Raw genomic sequence first — 22,480 nt, 5'->3', positions numbered from 1 at the left:
CATGAGCAACAAGCCTGCCCGCCTGCCCCGGCGCACGCTCGACAGCGTGCTGCGGCGCGCCCACCTGAGCGTGTCGCTGATCGCCGTGCTGGCGGCCGGCCTGACCCTGACGGCCGTGGCGCTGCTGGCCCTGCGCGTGTATTCGGACCAGAACCTGCGCCTGGTGGCCCGCTCGATGAGCTACACGGTGGAAGGGGCCGTCGTCTTTGGCGACTCCATGGCCGCCAAGGAAGCGCTGGCCCTGATCGGCGTCAATGAGGACATCGACCAGGCGCAGGTGAGCGACACGGCCGGCAAGGTCCTGGCCCGCTGGGAACGGGGCCAGCATGGCACCCGCTATTACATCGAACGCGCGCTGACGGGCTGGATGCTGCCCGATTCGCTGACCTTCCCCATCACGCGCAATGAACAGGCCATCGGCAGCATCACCCTGGTGCCGCACAGCCGCAGCCTGCTGCCCTTCCTGCTCAGCGGCCTGTCCTGTCTGCTGGCTTGCCTGGTGCTGAGCCTGGTCGTCGCCGTGCGCCTGTCGCGCCGCATGGAAACGGAGATCACGTCGCCCCTGCGCCACCTGGCGGAAACGGCCCACCGCGTGCGGCGCGACCGCTCGTTCGAACTGCGCGTGCCGCCTGCCAACATCGCCGAACTGAACCAGATCAATGACGACTTCAACGCCCTGCTCGACGAACTGGAAGCATGGCAAAGCCATCTGCAAAAGGAAAACGCCTCGCTGTCGCACCGCGCCAACCACGACAGCCTGACGGGCCTGTCGAACCGCGCCTTCATGGAAGCGGAACTGGAACGCGCCATCCTCGAAGCGCGGGTCGGCAATGGCAAGGTGGCCGTGCTGTTCCTCGACAGCGACCGTTTCAAATACATCAACGACACCTTCGGCCACGCCTCGGGCGACCGCGTGCTGGTGACGATCGCCGCGCGCATCAAGCAGCAATTGCGCGAGGGCGACCTGGTGGCGCGCCTGGGCGGCGACGAATTCGCCATCCTGCTCAAGCCGCTGCGCAACAGCAGCGACGCCATGCACATCGCCGACAACATCATCGCCGCCATGGCGCAAGCCATTGAACTGCCCACCGGCAACAGCATCGTCAGCTCGCTGACCATCGGCGTGGCCGTCTTCCCCGATCACGCCATCGACGCCGTCTCGCTGGTCGGTGCGGCGGACGAAGCCATGTACCGCGCCAAGCAGGCGCAGCGCGGCACGCGCCAGGTGGCGCGCCTGCCGCACCCCCACACTCACCCCTGAACCAAGGAGCAACACCATGCAATTTATCTACAAGCAATTATGCCGCGGCATCCTCGGCCTGTTCATGCTGGGCCTGCTGGCCGCCTGCCAGAGCACGCCAGAGACCAAACCGCTGTTCAATGCCGAGCAAGTCGCCGCCTTGAAGGAGCAAGGCTTCAACCAGACGGACGAAGGCTGGGAGCTGAGCTTTACCGACAAGCTGCTGTTCGAATTCGACGCCGCCAAGCTGACGCCGCCGAGCCGCAACGCCATCCAGAAAATCAGCGCCGCCCTGCTGAAAGTGGGCATCACGCACATGCGCGTGGAAGGCCATACGGATAACGAAGGCACGGAAGCGTACAACAACAAGCTGTCGCTGGCGCGCGCCAACGTGGTGGCCGACGCCATGAGCGCATCGGGCATTCCACGCGACAACATCAGCGTCAAGGGCCTGGGCATGAGCAAACCGGTGGCCTCGAACGCCAGCAAGACGGGCAAGGCGGAAAACCGCCGCGTCACCGTCATCGTTTCGGCGCCTTGAACATGGGCGTGCCCGCCGTGCGCTGGGTCGTGATGGGCGTGTCCGGCTGCGGCAAGAGCGCCGCCGGCAGCCTGCTGGCAGACGCCTTGCACGTGCCCTACGTGGAAGGCGACGACGTGCATTCCCCGGAAAACGTGGCCAAGATGGCCGCCGGCATCCCGCTCGACGATGCCGACCGGGCCGGCTGGCTGGCCGCCCTGCGCGAGCGCATCGCCACGGCGCGCGCGCAGGGCGACGGCCTCGTCGTCTCCTGCTCGGCCCTGAAACGCGCCTACCGCGACGTGCTGCGCGAGGGCGATCCGGCCCTGCGCTTTGCCCACCTGGACGGCCCGCGCGCCGTGCTGGAAAGCCGCTTGCGGCGCCCCGGCCATTTCATGCCGGCCAGCCTGCTCGACAGCCAGCTGGCCACCCTGCAGCCCCTGCAGGCGGACGAAGCCGGCATCGTGCTCGACATCCGCCAGCCGCTAGCCGTGCTGGTCGCACAGATCCTGCAAGCGCCCTGACAGGCAGCCGCGCGGCTGGACAGCCCGCGGCCCCCTGTGTAGACTGGCGCGCACTTTCATTAGGGATTTCTATGAGCACACCAACGACAAAACCAGCACCGGGCCCGGAATTCTGGGAGCGCGCCGACCAGGTCATCGCCCTGGCCAATGAACAATGCATGCATAGCGGCGGCAATGAAGTGGCCACCTCGCTGCTGTACGCGGCCGCCCGCTTCAACGCCTTCCTCGTCGCCAGCAAGAGCAACGACGTGGCCAAGATGCAAGCTGAGAAGGAAGGCGCCGTGGCCTTCTTCACGGAACAGTACAAGCGCATGCTGACCGACAACTTCAACGACTACATCACCAACTTCGACAAGTACACGCAACCGTCGTCGGCCCCCAAGGGTTGATGTCCACAGCCAGCCTGGACGGCCACCGCGCCCGCGCCACCCACGCGGGCAGCGTGCTGGACGGCACGGTGCGCTACGCGCCGCTGCAATCGGCGTGGCTGACGGCCATGCTGGCCGGCGCCGTGACGGGCGCCCTGTGCTTCTTCAGCTGGGCCGGCCTGCTGCTGTTTGCGGCCGGCACGGCCAGCGTCCTGCTGTTCGGCCATTCGCTGGGCAGCCACCGCAAACTGATCCACGACAGCTTTGCCTGCCCGCCATGGCTGGAATATGTACTCGTCTACCTGGGCGTGCTGGTGGGACTCAGCGGCCCGCTGGGCCTGCTGCGCCAGCACGAACTGCGCGACTACGCCCAGCGCCTGCCCGCTTGCCATGCCTATCTGCGCCACGGCGCCGGTTTCTGGCGCGATGCTTGGTGGCAACTGCACTGCCGCCTCGACCTCGACCATCCGCCGCACATCGCCATCGAGCCGCGCATCGCGCACGACCGCTTTTACCGTTTTCTGGAAACCACCTGGATGCTGCAGCAACTGCCGTGGGCCATGCTGTGCTTCGTCTGGGGCGGCTGGGGCTTCGTCTGCTGGGGCGTGTGCGCGCGGGTCAGCGCCGGCGTGCTCGGCCACTGGCTGATCGGCTATTTCGCCCACAACCATGGCCAAATGCACTTCCATGTCGACGGCGCCGCCGCACAAGGCAAGAATATCCGCCTGACGTCGCTGCTGACCATGGGCGAATGCTGGCACAACAACCATCATGCGTATCCGGGCTCGGCCAGGCTGGGCCTGCTGCCGGGCGAATGGGACCCGGGCTGGTGGATGCTGCTGCTCCTGCGGCGCCTGGGCCTGGTATCCGCCCTGCGCCTGCCGCAGGACCTGGCGCCGCGGCCGGAACTGCGCCGCCTTGATGGCGCTGGCGGTCAGGCGGCGTCGCCGCCGGCCAGGTAATTGTTCTTGACGCGCACATAGTGCTCGGCCGAATAGCGCAGGTAGGCGATTTCCGCCTCCGTCAGTGCGCGCACCTTGGCGGCGGGGCGGCCCACGTACAGGTGGCCGCTTTCCAGCACCTTGCCCGGCGACACCAGGCTGCCCGCGCCCAGCATCACGTGTTTCTCCACCACCACGTCATCCATGACGATGCTGCCCATGCCGATCAGGCACTCGTCGCCAATCGTGCAGCCGTGCAAGATCACGGAATGGCCGATGGTCACGTATTTGCCGATGGTCAAAGGTGACCCGTCGGGCTTGGCTGCATTCTTGTGCGACACATGGCCCATGGAAAAGTCCTGGATGTTGCTGCCCTCGCCGATGACGATGCGGTTGACGTCACCGCGCAGCACGCTGTTGCACCAGATGGAACAGTCGTCGCCGATCCGCACATCGCCGATCACTTGCGCCGTGTCATGCAGGTAGACTCGTTCGCCCAGCACGGGGCGGGTATTCAGGTAGGAACTGACAGGCATCGTCTTCTCGTTTCTTCAATATTAAACAACAGGTTTCCCACCCGGCCGGCGGCCGGCGCAAAAATCGCCAGGCCATGGGCCAGGGAAGTGATCCCGGGCATCGGTCATATCGTTCGGTGGTGCCGACGGGCACGGGCGCAGCAATTGTATGCGGCGGCTGGCAACATGGGCAAGCTATCTGACGATGCCGCTGTCAAGCCGCCTTGCGCCAGCCATGCATCAGCCCATGCGCGGCCAGTCCCGCCGCCAGCCCCCACAGGGCGCCGCCCACGCCCAGCAGGGTCACGTTCGCGGCCGTCGCGAGAAACGTGATCAGCGCCGTTTCGCGCATGCGCACGTCCGCCATCGCCTGCGCCAGGCTGTTGCCGATGGCGCCCAGCAGGGCCAGTCCCGCCAGCGCCGTAATAAAACTGCGCGGCAAGACCATGAACAGACTGGCCAGGGTGACGCCGAAGATGCCCACGAGGATGTACAGCACGCCGCACGCCAGCCCGGCGACGTAGCGTTTCGACGGGTCGGCATGCGCATCCTTGCCCGTGCAGATGGCTGCCGTGATGGCGGCTACGTTGAAGGCGTGCGCGCCGAAAGGTGCCATGAGCAGCGAGCCGAGCCCCGTCACCGTCAAAATCGGATTGGCGCTGACCTGGTAACCGTCATTGCGCAGCACCAGCATGCCGGGCATGTATTGTCCCGTCAGGGTGATCAGGAACAGGGGCAGCGCCACGCCCAGGAGCGACGCCATGGAAAAGCGCGGCATCTCGAACACGGGCGCGGCCAGGGCGAGTTCGATGCCTTGGACATCGATGCGCCCCTGCGCCAGCAGCAGCACCAGGCCGGCCAGCATGATGCCCACGACGGCAAAACGTGCCGTGAAACGGCGCAGCACGGCGTACGACAGCAGCAAGACCACCACCAGCACCGGGTCGGCGCTGGCGCCGCCGAAGGCGTTGACGCCAAACTGCAGCAGGATGCCGGCCAGCAAGCCCGCCGCGATGCCGCCCGGTATCAGCCGCACGAGGCGCTCGAATGCGCCGGACATGCCCAGCAGAATGAAGGCGATGGCGGACACGATATAGGCGCCGATCACCTCGGCATACGGCGTGTGCGGCATGACGGTGGCCAGGAAGGCCACGCCGGGCGTGGACCAGGCCGTGATGACGGGCGCGCGGTAGCGGTAGCTGAGCCAGATGCCCGTCACGCCCACGCCGATGCTCAGCGACCAGACCCAGGACGCCGTCTGCGCCGCGCTCAGCTGGGCCAGCTGGGCCGCCTGGAACACCAGCACAAAGGTGCCGCCATAGTTGACGAGGACGGAGATGAAGGCCGCCATGATGGGGGGCGCCAGGTCGCGCCAGCGCGCCCGGTCGTCCATCGCGGTGGTGGTGTTGGTTGCTGTCATGTGTATGCCCCTGCCATTGAAAGGAAGCATCTTAATGGGCGCATGGACTGCCCAGGCAGGCCAATTTACTCACATACAACAGACCACTTGTGCGCTCACCCCAGCGCGCGGGCCAGTCGGACGATGCCGCTGTCGATCTCGTGCGGCGTGAGCGCCGCAAAGCCCAGCAGCCAGCCGCCGCGCGCCGGCGGCGTCGCGTACAGGCGGCTCAGGCCCGGCAGCACGATGCCCGCCTGCGCCGCCAGGCGTATCGTGTCCAGCTCGTCCCTGCCCTCGTGCAGCAGACATGGCATCTGCAAGCCGCCCGGCGGCAGCTGCGCCGTGACCACGTGCGGCAAATGCCGCTGCACGGCCTGCGCCATCGCATCGCGGCGCACGGCGTAGACCTTGCGCATGGCGCGCACATGGGCCGCGAAATGGCCATCGGCGATGAAACGGGCCAGTGTCAGCTGGTCCAGCTGCGGCGTGTGTCCATCGAGAATGCTGCGCGCATATGTCATCGGTTTCACCAGCGCGGGCGGCAGCACCATGTAGCCGATGCGCAGCCCCGGGTACAGCGACTTGGCGAAGGTGCCCAGGTAAATCGTGCGCTGCCGCGTGTCGAGCCCCTGCACGCAGGCCGTCGGCAAGCCGGCATAGTGGAACTGGCTGTCGTAGTCGTCCTCGATGATCCAGCCCTGGCGCTCGGCGGCCCAGGCGGTCAGGGCGAGGCGGCGCCCGAGCGCCAGGGTGGCGCCCGTCGGATACTGATGCGACGGCGTGACGTACACCGTGTTGGCCCCGCTGCGGTCGGCCCGCAGGTGATCGATCGACAAGCCATCGGCATCGACGGGCACGGGCACGACCTGCAATTGCGCCATCTCGAACGCCTTGCGCGCGCCGAAATAGCCGGGATCCTCCATCAGGATGGGGCCATGCGCGTCGGCCAGCACCTGCGCGCACAGGTACAGGGCCTGGCGCGTGCTGCTCAGCACCAGCACCTGGCCGGCCGTGGCCCGCGCGCCCCGCTCCAGGTTCACATAGTCGGCGATGGCCTGGCGCAGCGGCTCGGCCCCTTGCGGGTCGCCGTGCAGCAGCACATGGTGTTCGCCGGCGGCCTGGCGCCGCAGGCGCTCCCACACATCGAGCGGAAAGGCCCGCGTTTCCGGCAAGCCCGTGGCGAAGGCCTGCACGCTTTGCTGGTCGGCCACGCCGCCGCTGGCGAGAATGTGCGCGCCGCGCGCGCTGAGCGCCACCGGCTGCGCGGACAAGGGTTGCAGCGTCGTCGCAGGCTTGCCCAGCAAGCTCGCGCCTATCGTCGGCGAGACGAAACTGCCCGATCCCGCCTGGCGCCGCAGATAGCCGTCGAGGCGCAGCTGCGCATACGCCATTTCCACCGTGTCGCGCGACACGCCCAGCGATTGCGCCAGCGCGCGCGTGGCCGGCAGGCGCAGGCCGGGCGCCAGCACGCCGTCGAGTATCAGCTGGCGCAGCGCGCGCTGCACGCGCACGCGCAAGTCGAGCGCCGCCAGTTCGGGGGCGGCGAGGCGGATCTTCAGGGTGTCGAGTTCGAACCGCAGCGTCATATGGCCTTGGCGCGGGCCGCATCCACGGCCGCCATGCTGCTGGCCAGCGAAAAGCCGTGCTGCTGCAGCACCGCCACCAGCTGTTCGCCGGCGCAGCCGAGGCGCAGGTTTTCCGCCACCCAGTCCAGCCAGGCGGCGCCGATCTCCGGCATGGGTTCATCTTCCAGCGTGAGACCGAGTATGCAGCTGGCCAGCAAGCCGTTGATGCGCTTCGTGTCGATCAGGTGCTGCACCACCGCGTGGCCCGACTGGGGAAACGGATGCAGGGTGCAGCGGCCGAACGGTGCCAGGCGCTGCGCGTGCATGGCATCGAGGTTGACCGATTCGCTGGCGCTGGCGCCCGGATTGACCGCGTCGGGCCGCGTGCCGAACAGCAGGTGCAGCTGAGTATGCTCCGTCGCCCTGGCGCGGCACAGGGCCGCCAGGTCGTAATAGCCGGAGGCTGGCGGGTCCTGCGCCAGCGATTCCATCACGGGCAACCAGCGCAGCTCGTGGTACAAACGCGCCTGCTGCACGTCGAGGAAGGACAAGGGGCCGAAGGCGACGATCTGCTGCGCATCGAGCAGCAAGCCATACATGACGGCCGCGTACGCGCCCATCGACTGGCCCAGGGTGGTGACGGTACCTGGCGCGATGCGGCGCACGAGATCGCGCAAGGCTTGCGCCGATTCATCGACATGGCTGCCCAGACCCGCGATGCGGCGGTGATACCAGGCATTGCCCGAATCGCGCACGAGGATCTTGTTCAGATGCTGGCCGCTGGCCTGCTCCAGCTTTCTCAGGCGCCCGTAGAAATCGAAGGCGGGACGCGTGGTCCATGAGACGAAGCCGAAGGCGATGACCAGCGGCGCGCCGGGCACGATGCGGTCGACCAGCACGTCGTCGGCACTGGTGGCGACCAGTCGATTATCCAGCGCTTGCGCTTGCAACATCGGCCCGGCTCCCCGATCAAGGTTAAAACAATAGAAAGCATGAGTTTAATACCAGTGCTGGCAAAATGGAAACAATCGCCGCTGCCGTGCGCTGAACGGCACGGAAAACCTGCTAGTCTGCGGGCATTCCACCCCTCACAGGAGCCTTCCATGCTGCATCACCTCAAATACCTGCCCCTCGCCGCCGCCATCGCCATGGCCGGCGGCTGCGCCGCCACCTCCGGCAGCGCCAAGCCGGACACGGGCCTGACGCCCACGTACAGCCTGACGAATACCTACTGGAAGCTGACGCAGCTCGCTGGCGCCGACATGACGATGGCGCCGGGGCAGGAGCGCGAAGTGCGCATCACCCTCACCGACGATGGCAAGGTCCATGGTTTTACGGGCTGCAACCGCGTGATGGGCGGCTACACGCTGGCCGGCACGGCCCTGCGCTTCACGCAGCTGGCCGGCACGCGCATGGCCTGCCCGCCGCCGCTGATGCAGCTGGAAAGCGCCGTGCTGGCCAATTTGAACGGCGTGACGAGCTACCGTTTCGAAGGCGAGTACCTGATCCTGCTCAAGGATGGCGCGCCCGTGGCCAAGTTTGAATCGGTCTACCTGTGAAATAAAAACCGGCTGCCGTTACAATGGCTTCCAGCCCATCAATTGGAAGGAAGCCATGTCCGCACTGCCCTCGCCGTCGTCATCCCCAACACCATCGGCCGCCGGCCGCTACCGGGCTTTTCTTTTTGACATGGACGGCACCGTCATCAATTCCATCGCCGCCGCCGAACGCATCTGGGGCACCTGGGCGCAGCGCCAGGGCCTCGACGTGGCGGCCTTCCTGCCCACCATCCATGGCGCGCGCTCGGTCGACACCATCGCCAAACTGCGCTTGCCCGGCGTCGATGCGCAGCGCGAGTCGCAGGGCATCACGGATGCGGAAATCATCGACGTGGAAGGGATTATTGAAATCGCGGGCGCGCTGCGCTTTTTGCAATCGCTGCCGCCGGCGCAATGGGCCATCGTCACCTCGGCGCCGCGCGCGCTGGCGACGGCGCGCCTGAAGGCGGCCGGCATGCCCATTCCCGCCATCATGGTGACGGCGGAAGACGTCAAGGCGGGTAAACCAAAGCCCGATTGCTACCTGCTGGCGGCGCAAAAACTGGGCGTGGCGCCCATGGATTGCCTGGTGTTCGAGGATGCCTCGGTCGGCATCGAGGCGGGCGAGGCGGCCGGCGCGAAGGTCATCGTCGTCACTGCCACGCATGCGCACCCGCTGGCCACGCGCCACCCGGCCATCGCCAGCTACGAAGGCATCGTGGCGACCGTCGATGGCGACGGCTTCATCGTGCTGGCGCAGTCATCTGACCCTGCGGCTGCAGCACCCGCGACAAGATAGCCTGCTCCAGCGCGGCGAAAGCCGCATGGCCGCGCTGGCGGGGGCGCGGCAAGTCCACCCTCACGTCCATGGTGATCTGCCCATCCTCGATCAAGAGCACGCGGTCGGCCATGGCCACGGCTTCGGCCACGTCGTGCGTCACCAGCACGGCCGTGAAACCGCGCGCCAGCCACAGCGACTCGATCAGCTGCTGCATCTCGATGCGCGTCAGGGCGTCGAGCGCGCCCAGGGGTTCGTCGAGCAGCAGCAACTGCGGTTCGTGCACGAGGGCGCGCGCCAGCGCCACGCGCTGCTTCTGCCCGCCCGACAGGGCCGATGGCCAGTCGTCCGCCCGCTCGGCCAGGCCCACCGTCCACAGCGAGGCGGCCGCCGCGCCGACGGAACAGGGCAGGCCCAGGGCCACGTTATCGAGCACCGTCTTCCACGGCAGCAAACGCGGTTCCTGGAACATGATGCGGATGTCCGGCGCGCCGATGCCGCTGCCGATGGCGATTCTGCCGTCATCGGCGCTTTCCAGGCCCGCAATCGCGCGCAGCAAGGTGCTCTTGCCGCAGCCGCTGCGCCCCACGATGGCGACAAATTCGCCCGCTTCCAGCTGCAGGTCGACGTTGTTCAGCACGGGGCGACTGGTGTAGGATTTGCTCAGCTTCGTCAGTTCCAGCGGCACGCCACGCCGTTGCAAAGGAGCGGATGGCGCCGTCTTCGCCTGCGGCGGCGCGCTGGCCGGGTCGTACTGCACGAAATGCGACAAAAAGTCCGTTTCGATCTGGATGGGGGCGAGCAGCATGGTATTTTCTTTCCTCATTAGCGGTAGGCGGGATTCCAGCGCAGGCAGTGGCGTTCCAGCCGGCGCGAGAACAGATCGGCCAGCTTGCCCAGCAGGGCGTACAGCAGTATCCCCACCAGCACCACGTCCGTCTGCAAAAATTCGCGCGCATTCATGGTCATGTAGCCGATACCGGCCTGCGCCGAGATGGTTTCGGCGACGATCAGCAGCACCCACACGAGGCCCAGCGAAAAGCGCACGCCGACCAGGATGGAGGGCATGGCGGCCGGCAGGATCACGTCGCGGTACAAGGGCCAGCCGGACAAGCCGTAGCTTTTCGCCATTTCGATCAAGCCCTGGTCGGCAGAACGGATGCCGTGGAAGGTATTCAGGTAGACGGGAAAGAAGACGCCGACGGCCAACAGAAACAGCTTGGCCGTCTCGTCGATGCCGAACCACAGGATCACCAGCGGAATCAGGGCCAATGCCGGGATGTTGCGCACCATTTGCAATGTCGTGTCGAGCAGGGTTTCCGCATGGCGGAAGCTGCCCGTCAATAAGCCCAGCAGCAAGCCCAGGCCCGCGCCGACGGCAAAACCGACGGTCGCGCGCCACAAGCTCGTTTTCAGGTGCAGCCACAGTTCGCCCGATGCGGCCAGATGCCAGAAGGCCTTCACCACGGCCCACGGCTCGGGCAGGATGCGGCTCGACAGCCAGCCCCACTGCGCCGCCAGTTGCCAGGCCAGCAGCAGCGCCACGGGCAAGGCCCATGGCGCCAGCGCGTAACCCCAGGGCGTGCCGGGCGCGCGTTTGACGATACTGGCCGCCATGTCAGGCCGCCTTCTTCTGCGGCGCGGCCGGCACGATATTGCTGGCCATGACTTCGCCGAAGGGGCCGCTCAATGATTGTTCACCCACGGCCTTGCCCTTGCCCAGCAACGGAAACACCAGTTCGGCGAAACGGTACGACTCTTCCAGGTGCGGGTAGCCCGAGAAAATGAAGGTGTCGATGCCCAGGTCCGCGTATTCCTGCATGCGCGCCACCACGGTCGGACCGTCGCCGACCAGGGCCGTGCCCGCGCCGCCGCGCACCAGGCCCACGCCGGCCCACAGGTTGGGCGACACTTCGAGCTTGTCGCGCCGCCCGCCGTGCAGGGCCGCCATCCGTTGCTGGCCGACGGAATCCATCTTGCCGAACGCCGCCTGCGCCTTGGCGATGATGTCGTCGTCCAGGTGGCTGATCAGTTCATCGGCCGCGCGCCAGGCCGCTTCGTTCGTCTCGCGCACGATCACGTGCAACCGGATGCCAAACCGGACTGTGCGGCCCTTTTTTTCGGCGCGCGCGCGAATGTCGGCGATCTTCTCGGCAACGGCGGCGGGCGGCTCGCCCCACGTCAGGTACACGTCCATCTGCTCGGCCGCCAGTTCATGCGCCGGCTCCGACGAACCGCCGAAATACAGGGGCGGATACGGCTTCTGCACGGGCGGATACAGGGTTTTCGCGCCCTTCACCTGGATATGCTTGCCCTCGAAATCGTAGCCGGCCGCGCCGCCCTCGCCCGCCAGGGTGGCGCGCCACACCTTGATGAATTCATCGGAAATTTCATAGCGCTTGGCGTGGTCGGCAAACAGGCCGTCCGCCTCCAGCTCGCCCTGGTCGCCGCCGGTGACGACGTTGATCAGGAGCCGCCCGTTCGACAGGCGGTCGAAGGTGGACGCCATGCGCACGGCCAGGCCGGGCGTGGACAGGCCGGGCCGCACGGCCACGAGGAACTTGAGTTTTTGCGTCACGCTGATCAAGGACGACGCCACCACCCACGCGTCTTCGCAGGACCGGCCCGTGGGCAGCAGCACGCCATCGTAGCCGAGCGTGTCGGCGGCCACGGCCACCTGGCGCAGATAATCGGCATCGACGGGGCGCGCGCCCTGCGAGGTGCCCAGGTAGCGGCTGTCGCCGTGGGTGGGAATAAACCAGAAGACATTCAATGACATGACGTTTCTTTCTTTCGTTATTTGGAGCTGGTAGCCAGCTGGCGCGCCGGCAGCAGCGCATCCTTGACGACGATCGGTTTCGGAATCAGCTTCAGACTGGAAAAGGCATCGGCCACCCTTTGCTGCGAGGCGATGACGTCGGGCGACACGGGTTTGACGCCGTACGCGTAGCGCGAGGCGGCCAGCGCCACGACTTCCTTGCCCAGCCCCGTCTGTGCCGACAAAATCGTCGCCACTTCCTCCGGGTTGTTGCGGCCCCAGTCATCGACCTTGGCCACTTCATCGAGCACGATGCGCAGGATCTCGGGATGCTTTTCCGCATACGTGCGCGAGGCCAGGTAAAACTGGTAGTTCGCCACCAGGCCCTTGCCGTCGGCCAGCACGCGGGCGCCCAGCTGCTTTTCGGCGGCCGCCAGGAACGGGTCCCAGATGGCCCAGGCATCCACGCTGCCCCGCTCGAAGGCGGCGCGCGCATCGGCCGGAGGCAGGAAGACGGGCTGGATGTCGGCATAGGCGACACCGGCCTTTTCCAGCGCTTTCAACAGCAGGTAATGCACGTTCGAGCCCTTGTTCAGGGCGACCCTCTTGCCCTTCAAGTCGGCCAGGGTGCGCAGGCCCGAACCCTTGGGCACGACGATGGCTTCGCTGGCGGGCGACGCCGGCTCATTGCCGACATACACCAGGTTGGCGCCGGCCGCCTGGGCGAAGATCGGCGGCGCCTCGCCCACGGTGCCGAAATCGATGCTGCCCACGTTGAGGCCTTCCAGCAGCACGGGGCCGGCCGGAAATTCCGTCCATTTCACGCCCACGCCCTGCGCTGCCAGGCGTTTTTCCAGCGTGCCGCGTCCCTTCAACAAGGTCAGGGTGCCGTATTTCTGGTAGCCGATACGCACCTGCACCTGTATCTCCTCCTTGGCCTGTGCCTGCGCAGCGGCCGGCATGCCGGCCGCCATCACGCCGGCGGCGGCGACAAACAGCAGGCCCAGAGTGGTACGGCGCGAGAGGCGTTGTGCGTGGCGGTGTGTCATGGCGGTTCCTTGGTCGGTGAATAATCAGGCGGCTTGATAGTGGCGCGCGTAAGGCTGGTCTTGCAGCGAACGCACGGGGTGCGGGACTTCTGCCGGCGCGGGCGGACGCCGGTCCTGCAGCACGAACAGGCCGGCAGAAAGCTCCTCGATGCCGGCCTGCACGCGTTCGGCGATCGGCGCGTCCAGGCTCAGGCCCCCTTCTTCGTGCCACGCCAGCTGCTGCGCATTGGCATAAATGCTGGTAAACACCTGCTTGGCGCCCAGCGCATGCAGTACGGGACGCAGCGCATAGTCGAGCGCCAGGGTGTGGGCATGGCCGCCGCCCGTGGCCAGCGGCAGCACCAGCTTGCCGGCCAGGCCATCTTGCGGCAGCAGGTCGAGGAAGGCTTTCAGCAATCCTGTATACGACGCCTTGTAGATGGGCGTGGCGATCACGATGGCGTCGGCATCGGCCACGGCGCGCACGGCGCGGGCAATCGCCGCGTCGTCGTAGTCGGCCAGCAGCAAGGCGCGCGCCGGCAGGTCGCGCACATGCAGCTTGGCGTAGCTGTGGCCCTGCAGCGCCAGCTGTTCGCCGATATGCAGCAGCAGGCGGCTGGAACTCGATGGGAGTTGCGGGCTGCCGCCCAATAACAAGATGCTCATGTGATGCCCGTCCCTGTACGTGATGGTTTGATTTGGCTACTTGGATGCCTGCAGCCTATCGCCATCAGCGGCCCGATAAAACGAATGCTTTCGCGCTTCGATATGCGTTTTTTGTCTATCCGGGCCTGACGCCCCGCACGCCATGGCGCCGGCAGCCGCGCGGCTTTTTTCGCATATCCATGCGCGGTTTTCTTCGTGTACGGCGCACGCGAAGCGGTGCAATATCGGCCTCATCGTCTTTCTGGAATGTCACTCATGTCTAGCGTTTTTCTCCATGCCGCCCGTCCCCAGCCGCCTGTGCAGGAACCCCTGCGGGACGCCATCAGCATCGCCACGTCGCTGGCCGCGCGCCTGGCCGAAACGGCCAATGCCCGCGACCAGGCCGGCGGCCATGCGGCGCAGGAACGCGAATGGCTGCGTGAGTCAGGTCTGCTGACCCTGTCGATTCCCGTGGAATTCGGCGGCCAGGGCGCGTCGTGGCCCCTCGTGTATCAGGTGATCCGCATCCTGGCGCGGGCCGACAGCGCGCTGGCGCACGTCTTCGGCTTCCACCATCTGCAACTGGCGGGCCTGCAGCTGTACGGCAGCGCGCAGCAGCAGCGCCGCCTGCTCACCCTGACCGTCGACGAACGCCTGTTCTGGGGCAATGCCTTGAATCCCCTCGACAAACGGGTCACGGCCAGCGACAGCGATGACGGCTATCTCCTCGACGGCATCAAGAGCTTTTCTTCCGGTTCCGTGGGGTCGGACTGGCTGACCGTCTCCGCCTGGCATGCGCCCACGCAGACGGCGCTGATCGCCGCCCTGCCCACGCGCCAGGACGGCGTGACCGTGCAGGCGGACTGGGACGCCTTCGGCCAGCGCCAGACGGACAGCGGCAATGTCCACTTTGAAGGAGTCGCCCTGCCGCGCGAGCTGGTGCTGCAGGCGCCCGCGCAGGCGGCCACGCCGCAAGCCACCGTGCGCTCGCAGATCGCGCAGCTGATCATGGCGAATCTCTACCTGGGCATCGCCGAAGGCGCGTTCGAGGCGGCGCGCCGCTACACGGACGAGCAGGCGAAAGCCTGGTTTGCCTCGGGCGTGGCGCAAGCGACGGATGACCCTTTGGTGCAGCACCGCTACGGCCAGCTGTGGCTCTTGCTGCGCCCCGCGCAGGTGCTGGCCGACGCGGCGGCGCAGGAACTGGAAAAGGTCTTCCGCAAGGGCGCGCTGGTCACGGCGCGCGAACGGGGCTTGCTGGCCGTGGCCGTGGCCGAAGCCAAATGCCTGTCGCACAAGGCGGGACTGGAGATCAGCAGCCAGATGTTCGAACTGACGGGCGCCCGTTCCACCTCGGCCCAATATGGCTTCGACCGCTACTGGCGCAACGTGCGCGTGCATACCCTGCACGACCCCATCGACTACAAGCTGCGCGACCTGGGACGCTTTGCCTTGACCGGCACGGTGCCCGAGCCGACGGCATATTCATAATTCACACACCAAGGAGCCAGCATGACCATCGCCCGCCGCAGCATCGTCCTCACCGCCCTGGCCCTGGCCTTGACGGCCAGCTTCGCCCACGCCAAAGACCCGAAAGAGATCACCATCGGCACCAGCGCCGGGCCGTACGCGGACCAGATCAAGCTGGGCATCAAGCCTATCCTGGAAAAGCAGGGCTACAAGGTCAAGCTGGTGGAATTCAATGACTACATCCAGCCGAACTTCGCGCTGGCCGAGGGTTCGCTGGACGCCAACGTGTTCCAGCACATCGTCTACCTGAAGAAATTCGCGCAGGAGCACAAGCTGGCCCTGACGGACCTGATCACGATACCCACGGCGCCGATTGCCATCTACAGCAAGAAGCACAAGACCCTGGACGACGTGAAGGAAGGCACGACGGTGGGCTTGCCGAACGATCCGACCAACCAGGCGCGCGCGCTGGTGCTGCTCGACCAGCTGGGATGGATCAAGCTGCGCGCCAGCTTCGACCCCGTGCGCGCGTCGGAAAAGGATATCGCCGTCAATACGAAGAAAATCAAGCTGCTGCCGCTGGAAGCGGCGCAGCTGCCACGCTCGCTGGGCGACACGGATTACTCCTTCATCAATGGCAATTACGCGCTGGCGTCGGGGCTGAAACTGACGGACGCGCTGGTGGCCGAGAAGATCTCGCCCAACTACATCAACCTGGTGGCCATCCGCACGGCGGACAAGGACAAGCCGTTCGCCAAGGACCTGGCGGCCGCCTACCGTTCGCGCGAATTCCTCGACATCACGAACAAACACTTTGCCGGCTACTCGAAACCCGATTACCAGCAAGCCTTGCAGACGGCGGCAAAATAAGCCATGGCCAAGACGATACGCTTCAACGCCTTCCAGATGAATACCGTGGGCCACCAGTCACCGGGACTGTGGACGCATGCGCGCGACCGCAGCCACCGCTACACGGATCCTGCGCACTGGACGGAACTGGCGCAGCTGCTGGAAGCGGGCCTGTTCGACGCGGTTTTTCTCGCCGACGTGCTGGGCGTGTACGACGTGTACCGGGGCAGCCTCGATGCGGCCCTGGAACACGGCGTGCAGGTACCGCTGAACGACCCGCTGGCCCTCGTGCCCATCATGGCGCAAGCCACCACGCACCTGGGCTTCGGCGTCACCTGCGCCCTCACCTACGAACACCCGTACACGTTCGCGCGGCGCATCTCCACCCTCGACCACCTGACCGACGGGCGCATCGGCTGGAATATCGTCACCGGCTATCTCGACAGCGCGGCGCGCAACCTGGGCTTGCAACAGCAGCTGGGCCACGACGAGCGCTACGACCTGGCCGACGAGTACCTGGACGTCGTCTACAAACTATGGGAAAAGAGCTGGGACGACGACGCCGTCGTCAACGACAAGGCACGCGGCATCTATGCCGATCCGGCCAAGGTCCATCCGATCAACCATGCCGGGCGCCACTACAAGGTGCCCGGCATCCATCTGTGCGAGCCGTCGCCGCAGCGCACGCCGCTGCTGTACCAGGCGGGCACCTCGCCGCGCGGCACGCGTTTCGCGGCGCGCCACGCGGAAGCGACGTTTGTCAGTGGCCCCAGCAAGACGGTCGTCAAACGCTACGCGGACGACTTGCGCGCCGCCGTGCGGCAAGCGGGGCGCGATGGCGATGCGCTGCTGATCTACGCGCAGGCGCTGGTCATCACGGGCGCCACGGAAGCGGAAGCGCGCGCCAGGCACGCCGACTATCTGCGCCACGTGAACATCGAGGCGGCGCTGGTGCTGCTGTCGGGCTGGACGGGCGTCGATTTCAGCCGCTACCCGCTCGACGCCACCATCGACTACATCGATTCCCCGGCCGGCCGCTCGGCGCTGGCCTCGTTCAGCCAGGCCGACCCGGACCGGCAATGGACGGTGCGCGAGGCAGCCGAATACATCGGCCTGGGCGGGCGCGGCCCCGTCATCGTCGGCGATGCGCGCCAGGTGGCCGACCAGCTGGAAAGCTGGCTGGACGAAACGGACATCGACGGCTTCAACCTCGCCTTCGCCGTGGCCCACGACAGCATGGCCGACGTGGTGGCCCACATCGTGCCGGAACTGCAGCGGCGCGGCCGCTACCGCACCAGCTACGAGGAAGGCAGCCTGCGCCACAAGGTCTTCGGCCAGGGCCCGCGCCTGCCCGCCGATCACGCGGGCCGCCAGGTCAGCATCGCGCCAGAAGAGGCCACGCTCGCCGCGGCCTGAACGCCGCCCGCGTCCCCGCGGGCATTTGCATCCAGGCCCGTTCCGTGTCAGCATACGCCACCTTGGCAACACGGATAAGGACTGCAATGCCCCCCACTCCCCTACGCGCGCTGGCCCTGGGCCTGCTGCTGGCCGGTCATGGTTCACCGGCGCTGGGCACGCCGCCGACGCCTGGCTGCGAAGTCTGCGCCGCCTGGAATGCCGACCAGGCGCCGTTCCGCATCTTCGGCAATACCTATTATGTGGGCGTGAAGGGCCTCAGTTCCGTGCTCATCACGTCGCCGCAGGGCCATGTGCTGATCGACGGCGGCTTGCCGGAATCGGCGCCGAAAATCATCGCCAATATCGGCGCGCTGGGTTTTCGCATCGAGGACGTCAAGCTGATCCTCAATTCGCACGGCCATATCGACCATGCGGGCGGCCTGGCCGAACTGCAGCGGCGCAGCAATGCGCTGGTGGCCGCCAGCCCGTCGGCCGCGCTGGATCTGGCGTCGGGCGAAGTGGGGCCGGACGACCCGCAATACCACGCGCTGCCCAAGTACCCGCCCGTGAAGGACATGCGTTTGGCGCGCGACGGCGGCCAGTTCAACGTCGGCCCCATTCAACTGACGGCGCACGCCACGCCGGGCCACACGCCCGGGGGCCTGAGCTGGACGTGGCAATCGTGCGACGGCCCCCGCTGCCTGAACATGGTCTACGCGGACAGCATCAACGCCGTCTCGCGCCCCGGCTTCAGGTTCAGCGCCAGCAGCGAGTATCCGAACGCGGTGGCGGACCTGCGCCACAGCTTCGAGACCCTGGAAAAGCTGCCCTGCGATGTGCTCATTTCGGCGCATCCGGAAGCGTCGCAGCTGTGGGAACGCCTGGAAGCGAGCGCCACGGCCGGCAGCGACGCCTTTGTCGACCCGCAGGCCTGCCGCGTCTACGTAGCGGCGGCGCGCACCCTGCTCGAGGCGCGGCTGGAGCAGGAAAAGCAGCCGTGAACTTGTCAACCGTGCACGCCGGCGCGGCGCGTATCTGCTAATCTGGCGCCATTCATTTGAAGAAGGAAATGCCATGTTCAAGATCGCCAGACTGATCCCCCTCGCCGCCATCGTCGCCATCACGGCCGGCTGCGCGCAAACGCCCGTGCGCAGCGATGCTGCCGCCGCCGCGCCAGGCGCCACCTCGCCCGCCAAGCCGGCGCCGAAGCTGACGGGCACGCAGTGGAAACTGAAGGAATTGAAGGGCAAGAAGATCGTGCGCAAGGCGCCCGAGCAGCGCGAAGTCACGCTGCTGCTGGCCGAAGGCCGCGCCAGCGGCAACAGCGGCTGCAACCAGATGATGGGGGGCTATACCAGCGATGGCGTCAGCACCCTGGCCTTCTCGCAGCTGGCCGGCACCATGATGATGTGCCAGCCGCAGGACATGGACCTCGAACGCGAACTCCTGACCACCCTGGGCGAAGTCAATGGCTACCGCTACGCGGACCAGGAATTGCTACTGCTGAAGGATGGCGTGCCCGTGGCGCGGTATGAAGCGCTGACGGTGAAGTAAGGTTTTTGCAAAGCCAGGCGCCACGCCCGGCTTGAAGAGTGCCCGAAAAACGTTCAGGGCAAGGCGCAGCGCCGCAGGCAGTACGCTAGTACGGCCAGGCGCTGTAACGCCGCCATGGACGTTTTCTCGGCCACTCTTCAATCGTTGCGCATCTGCGCCTGCGATACATTGCTATTCGCTGGCACGCTCTGCGTCAGCCACACATTCCCCCCGATGGTCGATCCCGCACCGATGGTGATGCGCCCCAGCACGGTCGCGCCCGCGTAAATCACCACGTCGTCCTCGACGATGGGGTGGCGCGGCGTTCCCTTGATCAGCGCGCCGGAAGCATCGGCCGGAAAACGCTTGGCGCCCAGGGTGACGGCCTGGTACAGGCGCACCCGCTGGCCGATGATGGCCGTCTCGCCGATCACCACGCCCGTGCCATGGTCGATGAAGAACGACGCGCCGATGCGCGCGCCCGGGTGGATGTCGATGCCCGTCAGGGTGTGCGCGATGTCGGCGATCAGGCGCGCCAGGAACGGCGCACCGAGCGCGTGCAGCTGGTGCGCCAGGCGGTGGTACAGGATGGCGATGGTGCCCGGATAGCACAGCATGATCTCGGCCACCGAGGTGGCGGCCGGGTCGCCCGCATAGGCGGCCTGCACGTCCGACACCAGCAGGGCGCGGATGTCGGGCAGGCTGGCGGCAAACGCGCGCGTGATGTCGCGCGCCTGCTGCGCCAGGGCCGCGTCGTCGCCGGCGCCCTCGCCTTCTTCGCCAGCCGGCACGGCGTGCGCCGGAGCGGAAAACAGCAAGCCGCGCCGCACCTGCTCGCTGAGGCGGTTCAGGGTGGTGTTCAGCGTATCCCCGACAAAGTAATCGATGCTTTCATCGGTCAGGTTGGGACGTCCGTAATGCGTGGGGAACAGGGCCGCCGACAGGCCGTTGACGATGGTGGTGAGCGCTTCGCGCGACGGCAATTCGCGCACCCTGCCGTTATGGCGGATCTTGTGCTTGTCTTCGCGCGAGCTGCGCAAGGCCTGGATCACGGGCCCCAGGTTCCACTGGGCCGTGTCGTCGGCGGGCGCCGCGGGATAAATGCTGTGCATGGCGTATCACTTCCAAAAAACGGCAAACAGGCCGGGTCGCCCCAGCTTAGCGGTGGCGGCAAGCGATGCAAACGAAGAATTTCAAGCTTGCATATGCGAAAAACGCATATACATGCAGAACTATCCCGGCCGCCAACCCGTTTGCTATCACTAGCGTAAAATGACGGACTAACAAAAACACTCTTCAACATGACTAAATTATTAACCTGGATTTTGGCGGGCCTGGCGATGGTCGGACCGCTTGCAATTGATACCTATCTGCCGTCTTTCCCCGCCATCGCGCAAGATTTGAATGCCAGCCCCCTGCTGGTGCAGCAGACCCTGAGCTTTTTCCTGTTCACGTTCGCCTTCATGATGCTGTTTTACGGCACCCTGTCCGACTCGTTCGGCCGCCGTCCCGTGATTCTGGTCTCGCTGCTGCTGTATGTGATCGCCTCCGTGGGCGCCGCGCTGGCGCCGTCGCTGGGCTGGCTGCTGGCCTGGCGCGTGCTGCAGGGACTCTCCGCGGGCGCCGGTTCCGTGATCGGCCGCGCCATCGTGCAAGACCGCTATGCGGGCGCCGCCGCACAGAAAATCCTCTCGCACATCATGATGGTGTTCGCGCTGGCGCCGGCCATCGCCCCCGTGCTGGGCGGCTGGCTGCAGGTCAGCCTGGGCTGGCGGGCGATCTTCTGGTTCCTGACGGCTTTCGGCGTGCTGATGTTCGTCGTCGTCTGGCGCGCGCTGCCGGAAAGCCTGCCGAAGGAGCAGCGCCACGCCTTCCACCTGGGCGACATCGCCGTCAATTACTGGAAAGTGCTGTGCCACCGCCAGTTCCTGCTGCTGTCGACGGCCATCGGCGCCGCGTTTGGCGGCTTCGCCCTGTACATCGGCTCGGCCGCCTACTTCATCATCAACATCCTGCATTTGCCCGAAACGGCGTTTGCCTGGCTGTTCATTCCCCTGATAAGCGGCATGGTGTTCGGTTCGGCGCTGTCGGCGAAGATCGCCCACCGCTACAGCCAGCGCCAGATGATCTGGGCCGGCTTCATCTTGATGCTGGTCGCCGCGCTGGCCAATATCGGCTATAACTACTTCTTTGCCGCAGAAGTGCCGTGGGCCGTGCTGCCCCTGTTCTTCTACTCGTTCGCCCTGTCGATCGCCATGCCGCCGATGACCCTGATGGCCCTGAACCACTTCCCCAACAACAGCGGCCTGGCGTCGTCGATGCAGTCGTTCATCCAGATGCTGCTGTTCGCGCTGGTGTCGGGCCTGGTGGCGCCGCTGCTGTTCGACAGCGCCCTGAATCTGGCGTATGGCGTGATGGCGGGGCTGCTGGTGAGTCTGGTTTGCTGGGTGTTTGCACAGGGCAAAGCAGAAACGTAGGTCGGATTAGCGGGGCCGCCGAGGCGCGCAAGCGCGTAATCCGACAACATTGTTGGCGGGTGACGTCGGATTACGCGCAAGCGCTAATCCGACCTACGGCCACGGCGCAGGCGTCACATCCTGGTATTGCGCCCCGCCCTGCTCCGGTTCCGCTTCATTGTTCTGCGATGGCTGGTTCAAGGAACCGGCCGGCGAACGCAAACTCAATATCTCCTTGCGCGTCTCGACGAAGTCGGCGGAACTGAGGGGATGCTGCTGATCGGGCCAGTGGCTGACGGCCCATTCCTGCAAGGCTTCGAAACGCCGCCACAGTTCGGCGATGAATTCGCGGCGCGCCTCTTCCTCCTGCTGCGGCGTCTTTTCGGCGCCTTCCCCGATATGTACTTGCACGGCTGCTCCCTGGCTGATCAATCGTCCTGCCAGCCTACGCAGGGACCAGCCTATCGTCTGTTCGCGAACGAACAAAGAGCTTATTCAGGCATCTTGCGGAAACCCACGGCCAGGCGGTTCCAGGTATTGATGGAGCCGATGGCCAGGGTGACGTTGACCATTTCCGCCGGCGTCAATTGCTCCGCCAGCGCCGCATACACGTCATCGGGCGCCTGGCTTTGCGGCAGCAGGGTCAGCGCCTCCGTCCAGGCCAGCACGGCCCGCTCGCGCGGCGTGAAGAACGGCGTTTCGCGCCAGACGGACACGGCATACAGACGGCGCTCCGTTTCGCCCGCCTTGCGCGCATCGCTCGTGTGCATGTCCACGCAAAAGGCGCAGCCATTGATTTGCGACGCGCGCAGGCGGATCAGCTCGAGCAGTGCGTGTTCCACGCCCAGTTTGGCGATCGCCGCTTCCAGCGCATACATGGCCTTGACGGCGTCCGGCGAAGCTTGTGTAAAATCGAGTCGTTGCTGTGTCATGATGCATTCCTTGATGTTGAGAG

25 protein-coding genes are annotated in these 22,480 nt (G+C 66.2%); 13 read left to right on the top strand and 12 right to left on the bottom strand.

All coding sequences use genetic code 11. The annotated features are described in order from the left end of the window. The first annotated feature begins 1 nt into the window (after window position 1). From dgcN to AC0V2Y_RS00185, 5 genes are all read left to right on the top strand, one after another. Window positions 2–1,261 carry a diguanylate cyclase DgcN/YfiN gene (gene dgcN, locus AC0V2Y_RS00205; protein WP_475416256.1) on the top strand — a complete coding sequence of 420 codons (1,260 nt, stop codon included), beginning with the start codon at window positions 2–4 and terminating at the stop codon, window positions 1,259–1,261. Window positions 1,262–1,277: 16 nt separating this feature from the next. Beyond that, complete coding sequence (yfiB, locus tag AC0V2Y_RS00200) at window positions 1,278–1,781, top strand: outer membrane lipoprotein YfiB (protein ID WP_475416257.1); 504 nt, start codon at window positions 1,278–1,280, stop codon at window positions 1,779–1,781. Between the two features lie 2 nt (window positions 1,782–1,783). After that, window positions 1,784–2,284, top strand: a complete 501-nt coding sequence (locus AC0V2Y_RS00195) for a gluconokinase (RefSeq protein WP_475416258.1) — start codon at window positions 1,784–1,786, stop codon at window positions 2,282–2,284. A gap of 71 nt (window positions 2,285–2,355) precedes the next feature. Next, complete coding sequence (locus tag AC0V2Y_RS00190) at window positions 2,356–2,673, top strand: DUF3144 domain-containing protein (RefSeq protein ID WP_092712778.1); 318 nt, start codon at window positions 2,356–2,358, stop codon at window positions 2,671–2,673. Continuing rightward, a complete protein-coding gene (locus tag AC0V2Y_RS00185) occupies window positions 2,673–3,614 on the top strand; it encodes an acyl-CoA desaturase (protein ID WP_475416259.1) in 942 nt (313 codons plus the stop codon). The genes AC0V2Y_RS00190 and AC0V2Y_RS00185 overlap by 1 nt, the downstream gene beginning before the upstream one ends. Here AC0V2Y_RS00185 and AC0V2Y_RS00180 read toward each other — a convergent pair. The 4 genes from AC0V2Y_RS00180 to AC0V2Y_RS00165 form a co-directional block, all read right to left on the bottom strand. Beyond that, window positions 3,587–4,129 carry a gamma carbonic anhydrase family protein gene (locus AC0V2Y_RS00180; protein WP_475416260.1) on the bottom strand — a complete coding sequence of 181 codons (543 nt, stop codon included), beginning with the start codon at window positions 4,127–4,129 and terminating at the stop codon, window positions 3,587–3,589. The genes AC0V2Y_RS00185 and AC0V2Y_RS00180 overlap by 28 nt on opposite strands. Window positions 4,130–4,322: 193 nt before the next feature. Further along, entirely contained in the window at window positions 4,323–5,501 is a 1,179-nt protein-coding gene (locus AC0V2Y_RS00175; protein ID WP_475416291.1) for a benzoate/H(+) symporter BenE family transporter, read from the bottom strand. Window positions 5,502–5,623: 122 nt separating this feature from the next. Next, entirely contained in the window at window positions 5,624–7,093 is a 1,470-nt protein-coding gene (gene pdxR, locus AC0V2Y_RS00170; RefSeq protein WP_475416261.1) for a MocR-like pyridoxine biosynthesis transcription factor PdxR, read from the bottom strand. After that, window positions 7,090–8,025, bottom strand: coding sequence for a hypothetical protein (locus tag AC0V2Y_RS00165; protein ID WP_475416262.1), 936 nt, complete (start codon window positions 8,023–8,025; stop codon window positions 7,090–7,092). The genes pdxR and AC0V2Y_RS00165 overlap by 4 nt, the downstream gene beginning before the upstream one ends. Before the next feature lie 150 nt (window positions 8,026–8,175). Between AC0V2Y_RS00165 and AC0V2Y_RS00160 the strand changes: the two genes are divergently transcribed. Continuing rightward, a complete protein-coding gene (locus AC0V2Y_RS00160) occupies window positions 8,176–8,631 on the top strand; it encodes an META domain-containing protein (RefSeq protein WP_475416263.1) in 456 nt (151 codons plus the stop codon). A gap of 55 nt (window positions 8,632–8,686) precedes the next feature. After that, the gene (locus tag AC0V2Y_RS00155) at window positions 8,687–9,409 is read left to right on the top strand and encodes an HAD-IA family hydrolase (protein WP_475416264.1); all 723 of its coding nucleotides are present in this window, start codon (window positions 8,687–8,689) and stop codon (window positions 9,407–9,409) included. Here the strand turns inward: AC0V2Y_RS00155 and AC0V2Y_RS00150 are convergent. The 5 genes from AC0V2Y_RS00150 to ssuE are packed head-to-tail and all read right to left on the bottom strand — an operon-like array spanning window position 9,354 to window position 13,840. Continuing rightward, the gene (locus AC0V2Y_RS00150) at window positions 9,354–10,196 is read right to left on the bottom strand and encodes an ATP-binding cassette domain-containing protein (RefSeq protein WP_475416265.1); all 843 of its coding nucleotides are present in this window, start codon (window positions 10,194–10,196) and stop codon (window positions 9,354–9,356) included. The two genes, AC0V2Y_RS00155 and AC0V2Y_RS00150, sit on opposite strands and share 56 nt — an antisense overlap. Before the next feature lie 17 nt (window positions 10,197–10,213). Then, window positions 10,214–11,005, bottom strand: a complete 792-nt coding sequence (gene ssuC / locus AC0V2Y_RS00145; RefSeq protein WP_475416266.1) for an aliphatic sulfonate ABC transporter permease SsuC — start codon at window positions 11,003–11,005, stop codon at window positions 10,214–10,216. 1 nt (window position 11,006) lies between these two features. Then, window positions 11,007–12,167: an FMNH2-dependent alkanesulfonate monooxygenase gene (gene ssuD, locus AC0V2Y_RS00140; RefSeq protein ID WP_475416267.1), complete on the bottom strand. Its 1,161-nt coding sequence runs from the start codon at window positions 12,165–12,167 to the stop codon at window positions 11,007–11,009. A gap of 17 nt (window positions 12,168–12,184) precedes the next feature. Continuing rightward, complete coding sequence (locus AC0V2Y_RS00135) at window positions 12,185–13,195, bottom strand: sulfonate ABC transporter substrate-binding protein (RefSeq protein ID WP_475416268.1); 1,011 nt, start codon at window positions 13,193–13,195, stop codon at window positions 12,185–12,187. A gap of 24 nt (window positions 13,196–13,219) precedes the next feature. Then, window positions 13,220–13,840 carry an NADPH-dependent FMN reductase gene (gene ssuE / locus AC0V2Y_RS00130; RefSeq protein ID WP_475416269.1) on the bottom strand — a complete coding sequence of 207 codons (621 nt, stop codon included), beginning with the start codon at window positions 13,838–13,840 and terminating at the stop codon, window positions 13,220–13,222. Between the two features lie 255 nt (window positions 13,841–14,095). On the opposite strand from ssuE, the gene AC0V2Y_RS00125 reads away from it, so the two are divergent. The 5 genes from AC0V2Y_RS00125 to AC0V2Y_RS00105 all read left to right on the top strand — a co-directional run bounded on the left by AC0V2Y_RS00125 (window position 14,096) and on the right by AC0V2Y_RS00105 (window position 19,090). Then, a complete protein-coding gene (locus AC0V2Y_RS00125) occupies window positions 14,096–15,310 on the top strand; it encodes an acyl-CoA dehydrogenase family protein (RefSeq protein WP_475416270.1) in 1,215 nt (404 codons plus the stop codon). 21 nt (window positions 15,311–15,331) lie between these two features. Beyond that, window positions 15,332–16,159: a MetQ/NlpA family ABC transporter substrate-binding protein gene (locus tag AC0V2Y_RS00120; RefSeq protein WP_475416271.1), complete on the top strand. Its 828-nt coding sequence runs from the start codon at window positions 15,332–15,334 to the stop codon at window positions 16,157–16,159. Window positions 16,160–16,162: 3 nt separating this feature from the next. Further along, complete coding sequence (locus AC0V2Y_RS00115) at window positions 16,163–17,554, top strand: LLM class flavin-dependent oxidoreductase (protein WP_475416272.1); 1,392 nt, start codon at window positions 16,163–16,165, stop codon at window positions 17,552–17,554. Between the two features lie 86 nt (window positions 17,555–17,640). Further along, window positions 17,641–18,537, top strand: a complete 897-nt coding sequence (bla, locus tag AC0V2Y_RS00110) for a subclass B3 metallo-beta-lactamase (RefSeq protein WP_475416273.1) — start codon at window positions 17,641–17,643, stop codon at window positions 18,535–18,537. A gap of 73 nt (window positions 18,538–18,610) precedes the next feature. Next, window positions 18,611–19,090 carry an META domain-containing protein gene (locus AC0V2Y_RS00105; protein WP_070311483.1) on the top strand — a complete coding sequence of 160 codons (480 nt, stop codon included), beginning with the start codon at window positions 18,611–18,613 and terminating at the stop codon, window positions 19,088–19,090. A gap of 137 nt (window positions 19,091–19,227) precedes the next feature. On the opposite strand, the gene epsC is transcribed toward AC0V2Y_RS00105, so the two are convergent. Continuing rightward, window positions 19,228–20,181 carry a serine O-acetyltransferase EpsC gene (gene epsC / locus AC0V2Y_RS00100; RefSeq protein WP_475416274.1) on the bottom strand — a complete coding sequence of 318 codons (954 nt, stop codon included), beginning with the start codon at window positions 20,179–20,181 and terminating at the stop codon, window positions 19,228–19,230. A gap of 189 nt (window positions 20,182–20,370) precedes the next feature. Between epsC and AC0V2Y_RS00095 the strand changes: the two genes are divergently transcribed. After that, window positions 20,371–21,546: a multidrug effflux MFS transporter gene (locus AC0V2Y_RS00095; protein WP_475416275.1), complete on the top strand. Its 1,176-nt coding sequence runs from the start codon at window positions 20,371–20,373 to the stop codon at window positions 21,544–21,546. Between the two features lie 93 nt (window positions 21,547–21,639). On the opposite strand, the gene AC0V2Y_RS00090 is transcribed toward AC0V2Y_RS00095, so the two are convergent. Next, a complete protein-coding gene (locus AC0V2Y_RS00090; protein ID WP_121671017.1) occupies window positions 21,640–21,936 on the bottom strand; it encodes a hypothetical protein in 297 nt (98 codons plus the stop codon). An 80-nt stretch (window positions 21,937–22,016) separates the two neighbouring features. After that, window positions 22,017–22,457: a carboxymuconolactone decarboxylase family protein gene (locus AC0V2Y_RS00085; protein WP_070312373.1), complete on the bottom strand. Its 441-nt coding sequence runs from the start codon at window positions 22,455–22,457 to the stop codon at window positions 22,017–22,019. Window positions 22,458–22,480: the final 23 nt, after the last annotated feature.

It is taken from the genome of Janthinobacterium sp. BHSEK, from assembly GCF_056174685.1.
The sequence above is the reverse complement of the archived record's forward strand: the minus strand, read 5'-3'. Positions and strand labels throughout refer to the sequence as shown.

Coding starts and splice junctions, on each gene's coding strand:
- dgcN (WP_475416256.1), top strand. CDS start 2: ATGAGCAACAAGCCTGCCCGCCTGCCCCGGCGCACGCTCGACAGCGTG.
- yfiB (WP_475416257.1), top strand. CDS start 1,278: ATGCAATTTATCTACAAGCAATTATGCCGCGGCATCCTCGGCCTGTTC.
- AC0V2Y_RS00195 (WP_475416258.1), top strand. CDS start 1,784: ATGGGCGTGCCCGCCGTGCGCTGGGTCGTGATGGGCGTGTCCGGCTGC.
- AC0V2Y_RS00190 (WP_092712778.1), top strand. CDS start 2,356: ATGAGCACACCAACGACAAAACCAGCACCGGGCCCGGAATTCTGGGAG.
- AC0V2Y_RS00185 (WP_475416259.1), top strand. CDS start 2,673: ATGTCCACAGCCAGCCTGGACGGCCACCGCGCCCGCGCCACCCACGCG.
- AC0V2Y_RS00180 (WP_475416260.1), bottom strand. CDS start 4,129: ATGCCTGTCAGTTCCTACCTGAATACCCGCCCCGTGCTGGGCGAACGA.
- AC0V2Y_RS00175 (WP_475416291.1), bottom strand. CDS start 5,501: ATGGACGACCGGGCGCGCTGGCGCGACCTGGCGCCCCCCATCATGGCG.
- pdxR (WP_475416261.1), bottom strand. CDS start 7,093: ATGACGCTGCGGTTCGAACTCGACACCCTGAAGATCCGCCTCGCCGCC.
- AC0V2Y_RS00165 (WP_475416262.1), bottom strand. CDS start 8,025: ATGTTGCAAGCGCAAGCGCTGGATAATCGACTGGTCGCCACCAGTGCC.
- AC0V2Y_RS00160 (WP_475416263.1), top strand. CDS start 8,176: ATGCTGCATCACCTCAAATACCTGCCCCTCGCCGCCGCCATCGCCATG.
- AC0V2Y_RS00155 (WP_475416264.1), top strand. CDS start 8,687: ATGTCCGCACTGCCCTCGCCGTCGTCATCCCCAACACCATCGGCCGCC.
- AC0V2Y_RS00150 (WP_475416265.1), bottom strand. CDS start 10,196: ATGCTGCTCGCCCCCATCCAGATCGAAACGGACTTTTTGTCGCATTTC.
- ssuC (WP_475416266.1), bottom strand. CDS start 11,005: ATGGCGGCCAGTATCGTCAAACGCGCGCCCGGCACGCCCTGGGGTTAC.
- ssuD (WP_475416267.1), bottom strand. CDS start 12,167: ATGTCATTGAATGTCTTCTGGTTTATTCCCACCCACGGCGACAGCCGC.
- AC0V2Y_RS00135 (WP_475416268.1), bottom strand. CDS start 13,195: ATGACACACCGCCACGCACAACGCCTCTCGCGCCGTACCACTCTGGGC.
- ssuE (WP_475416269.1), bottom strand. CDS start 13,840: ATGAGCATCTTGTTATTGGGCGGCAGCCCGCAACTCCCATCGAGTTCC.
- AC0V2Y_RS00125 (WP_475416270.1), top strand. CDS start 14,096: ATGTCTAGCGTTTTTCTCCATGCCGCCCGTCCCCAGCCGCCTGTGCAG.
- AC0V2Y_RS00120 (WP_475416271.1), top strand. CDS start 15,332: ATGACCATCGCCCGCCGCAGCATCGTCCTCACCGCCCTGGCCCTGGCC.
- AC0V2Y_RS00115 (WP_475416272.1), top strand. CDS start 16,163: ATGGCCAAGACGATACGCTTCAACGCCTTCCAGATGAATACCGTGGGC.
- bla (WP_475416273.1), top strand. CDS start 17,641: ATGCCCCCCACTCCCCTACGCGCGCTGGCCCTGGGCCTGCTGCTGGCC.
- AC0V2Y_RS00105 (WP_070311483.1), top strand. CDS start 18,611: ATGTTCAAGATCGCCAGACTGATCCCCCTCGCCGCCATCGTCGCCATC.
- epsC (WP_475416274.1), bottom strand. CDS start 20,181: ATGCACAGCATTTATCCCGCGGCGCCCGCCGACGACACGGCCCAGTGG.
- AC0V2Y_RS00095 (WP_475416275.1), top strand. CDS start 20,371: ATGACTAAATTATTAACCTGGATTTTGGCGGGCCTGGCGATGGTCGGA.
- AC0V2Y_RS00085 (WP_070312373.1), bottom strand. CDS start 22,457: ATGACACAGCAACGACTCGATTTTACACAAGCTTCGCCGGACGCCGTC.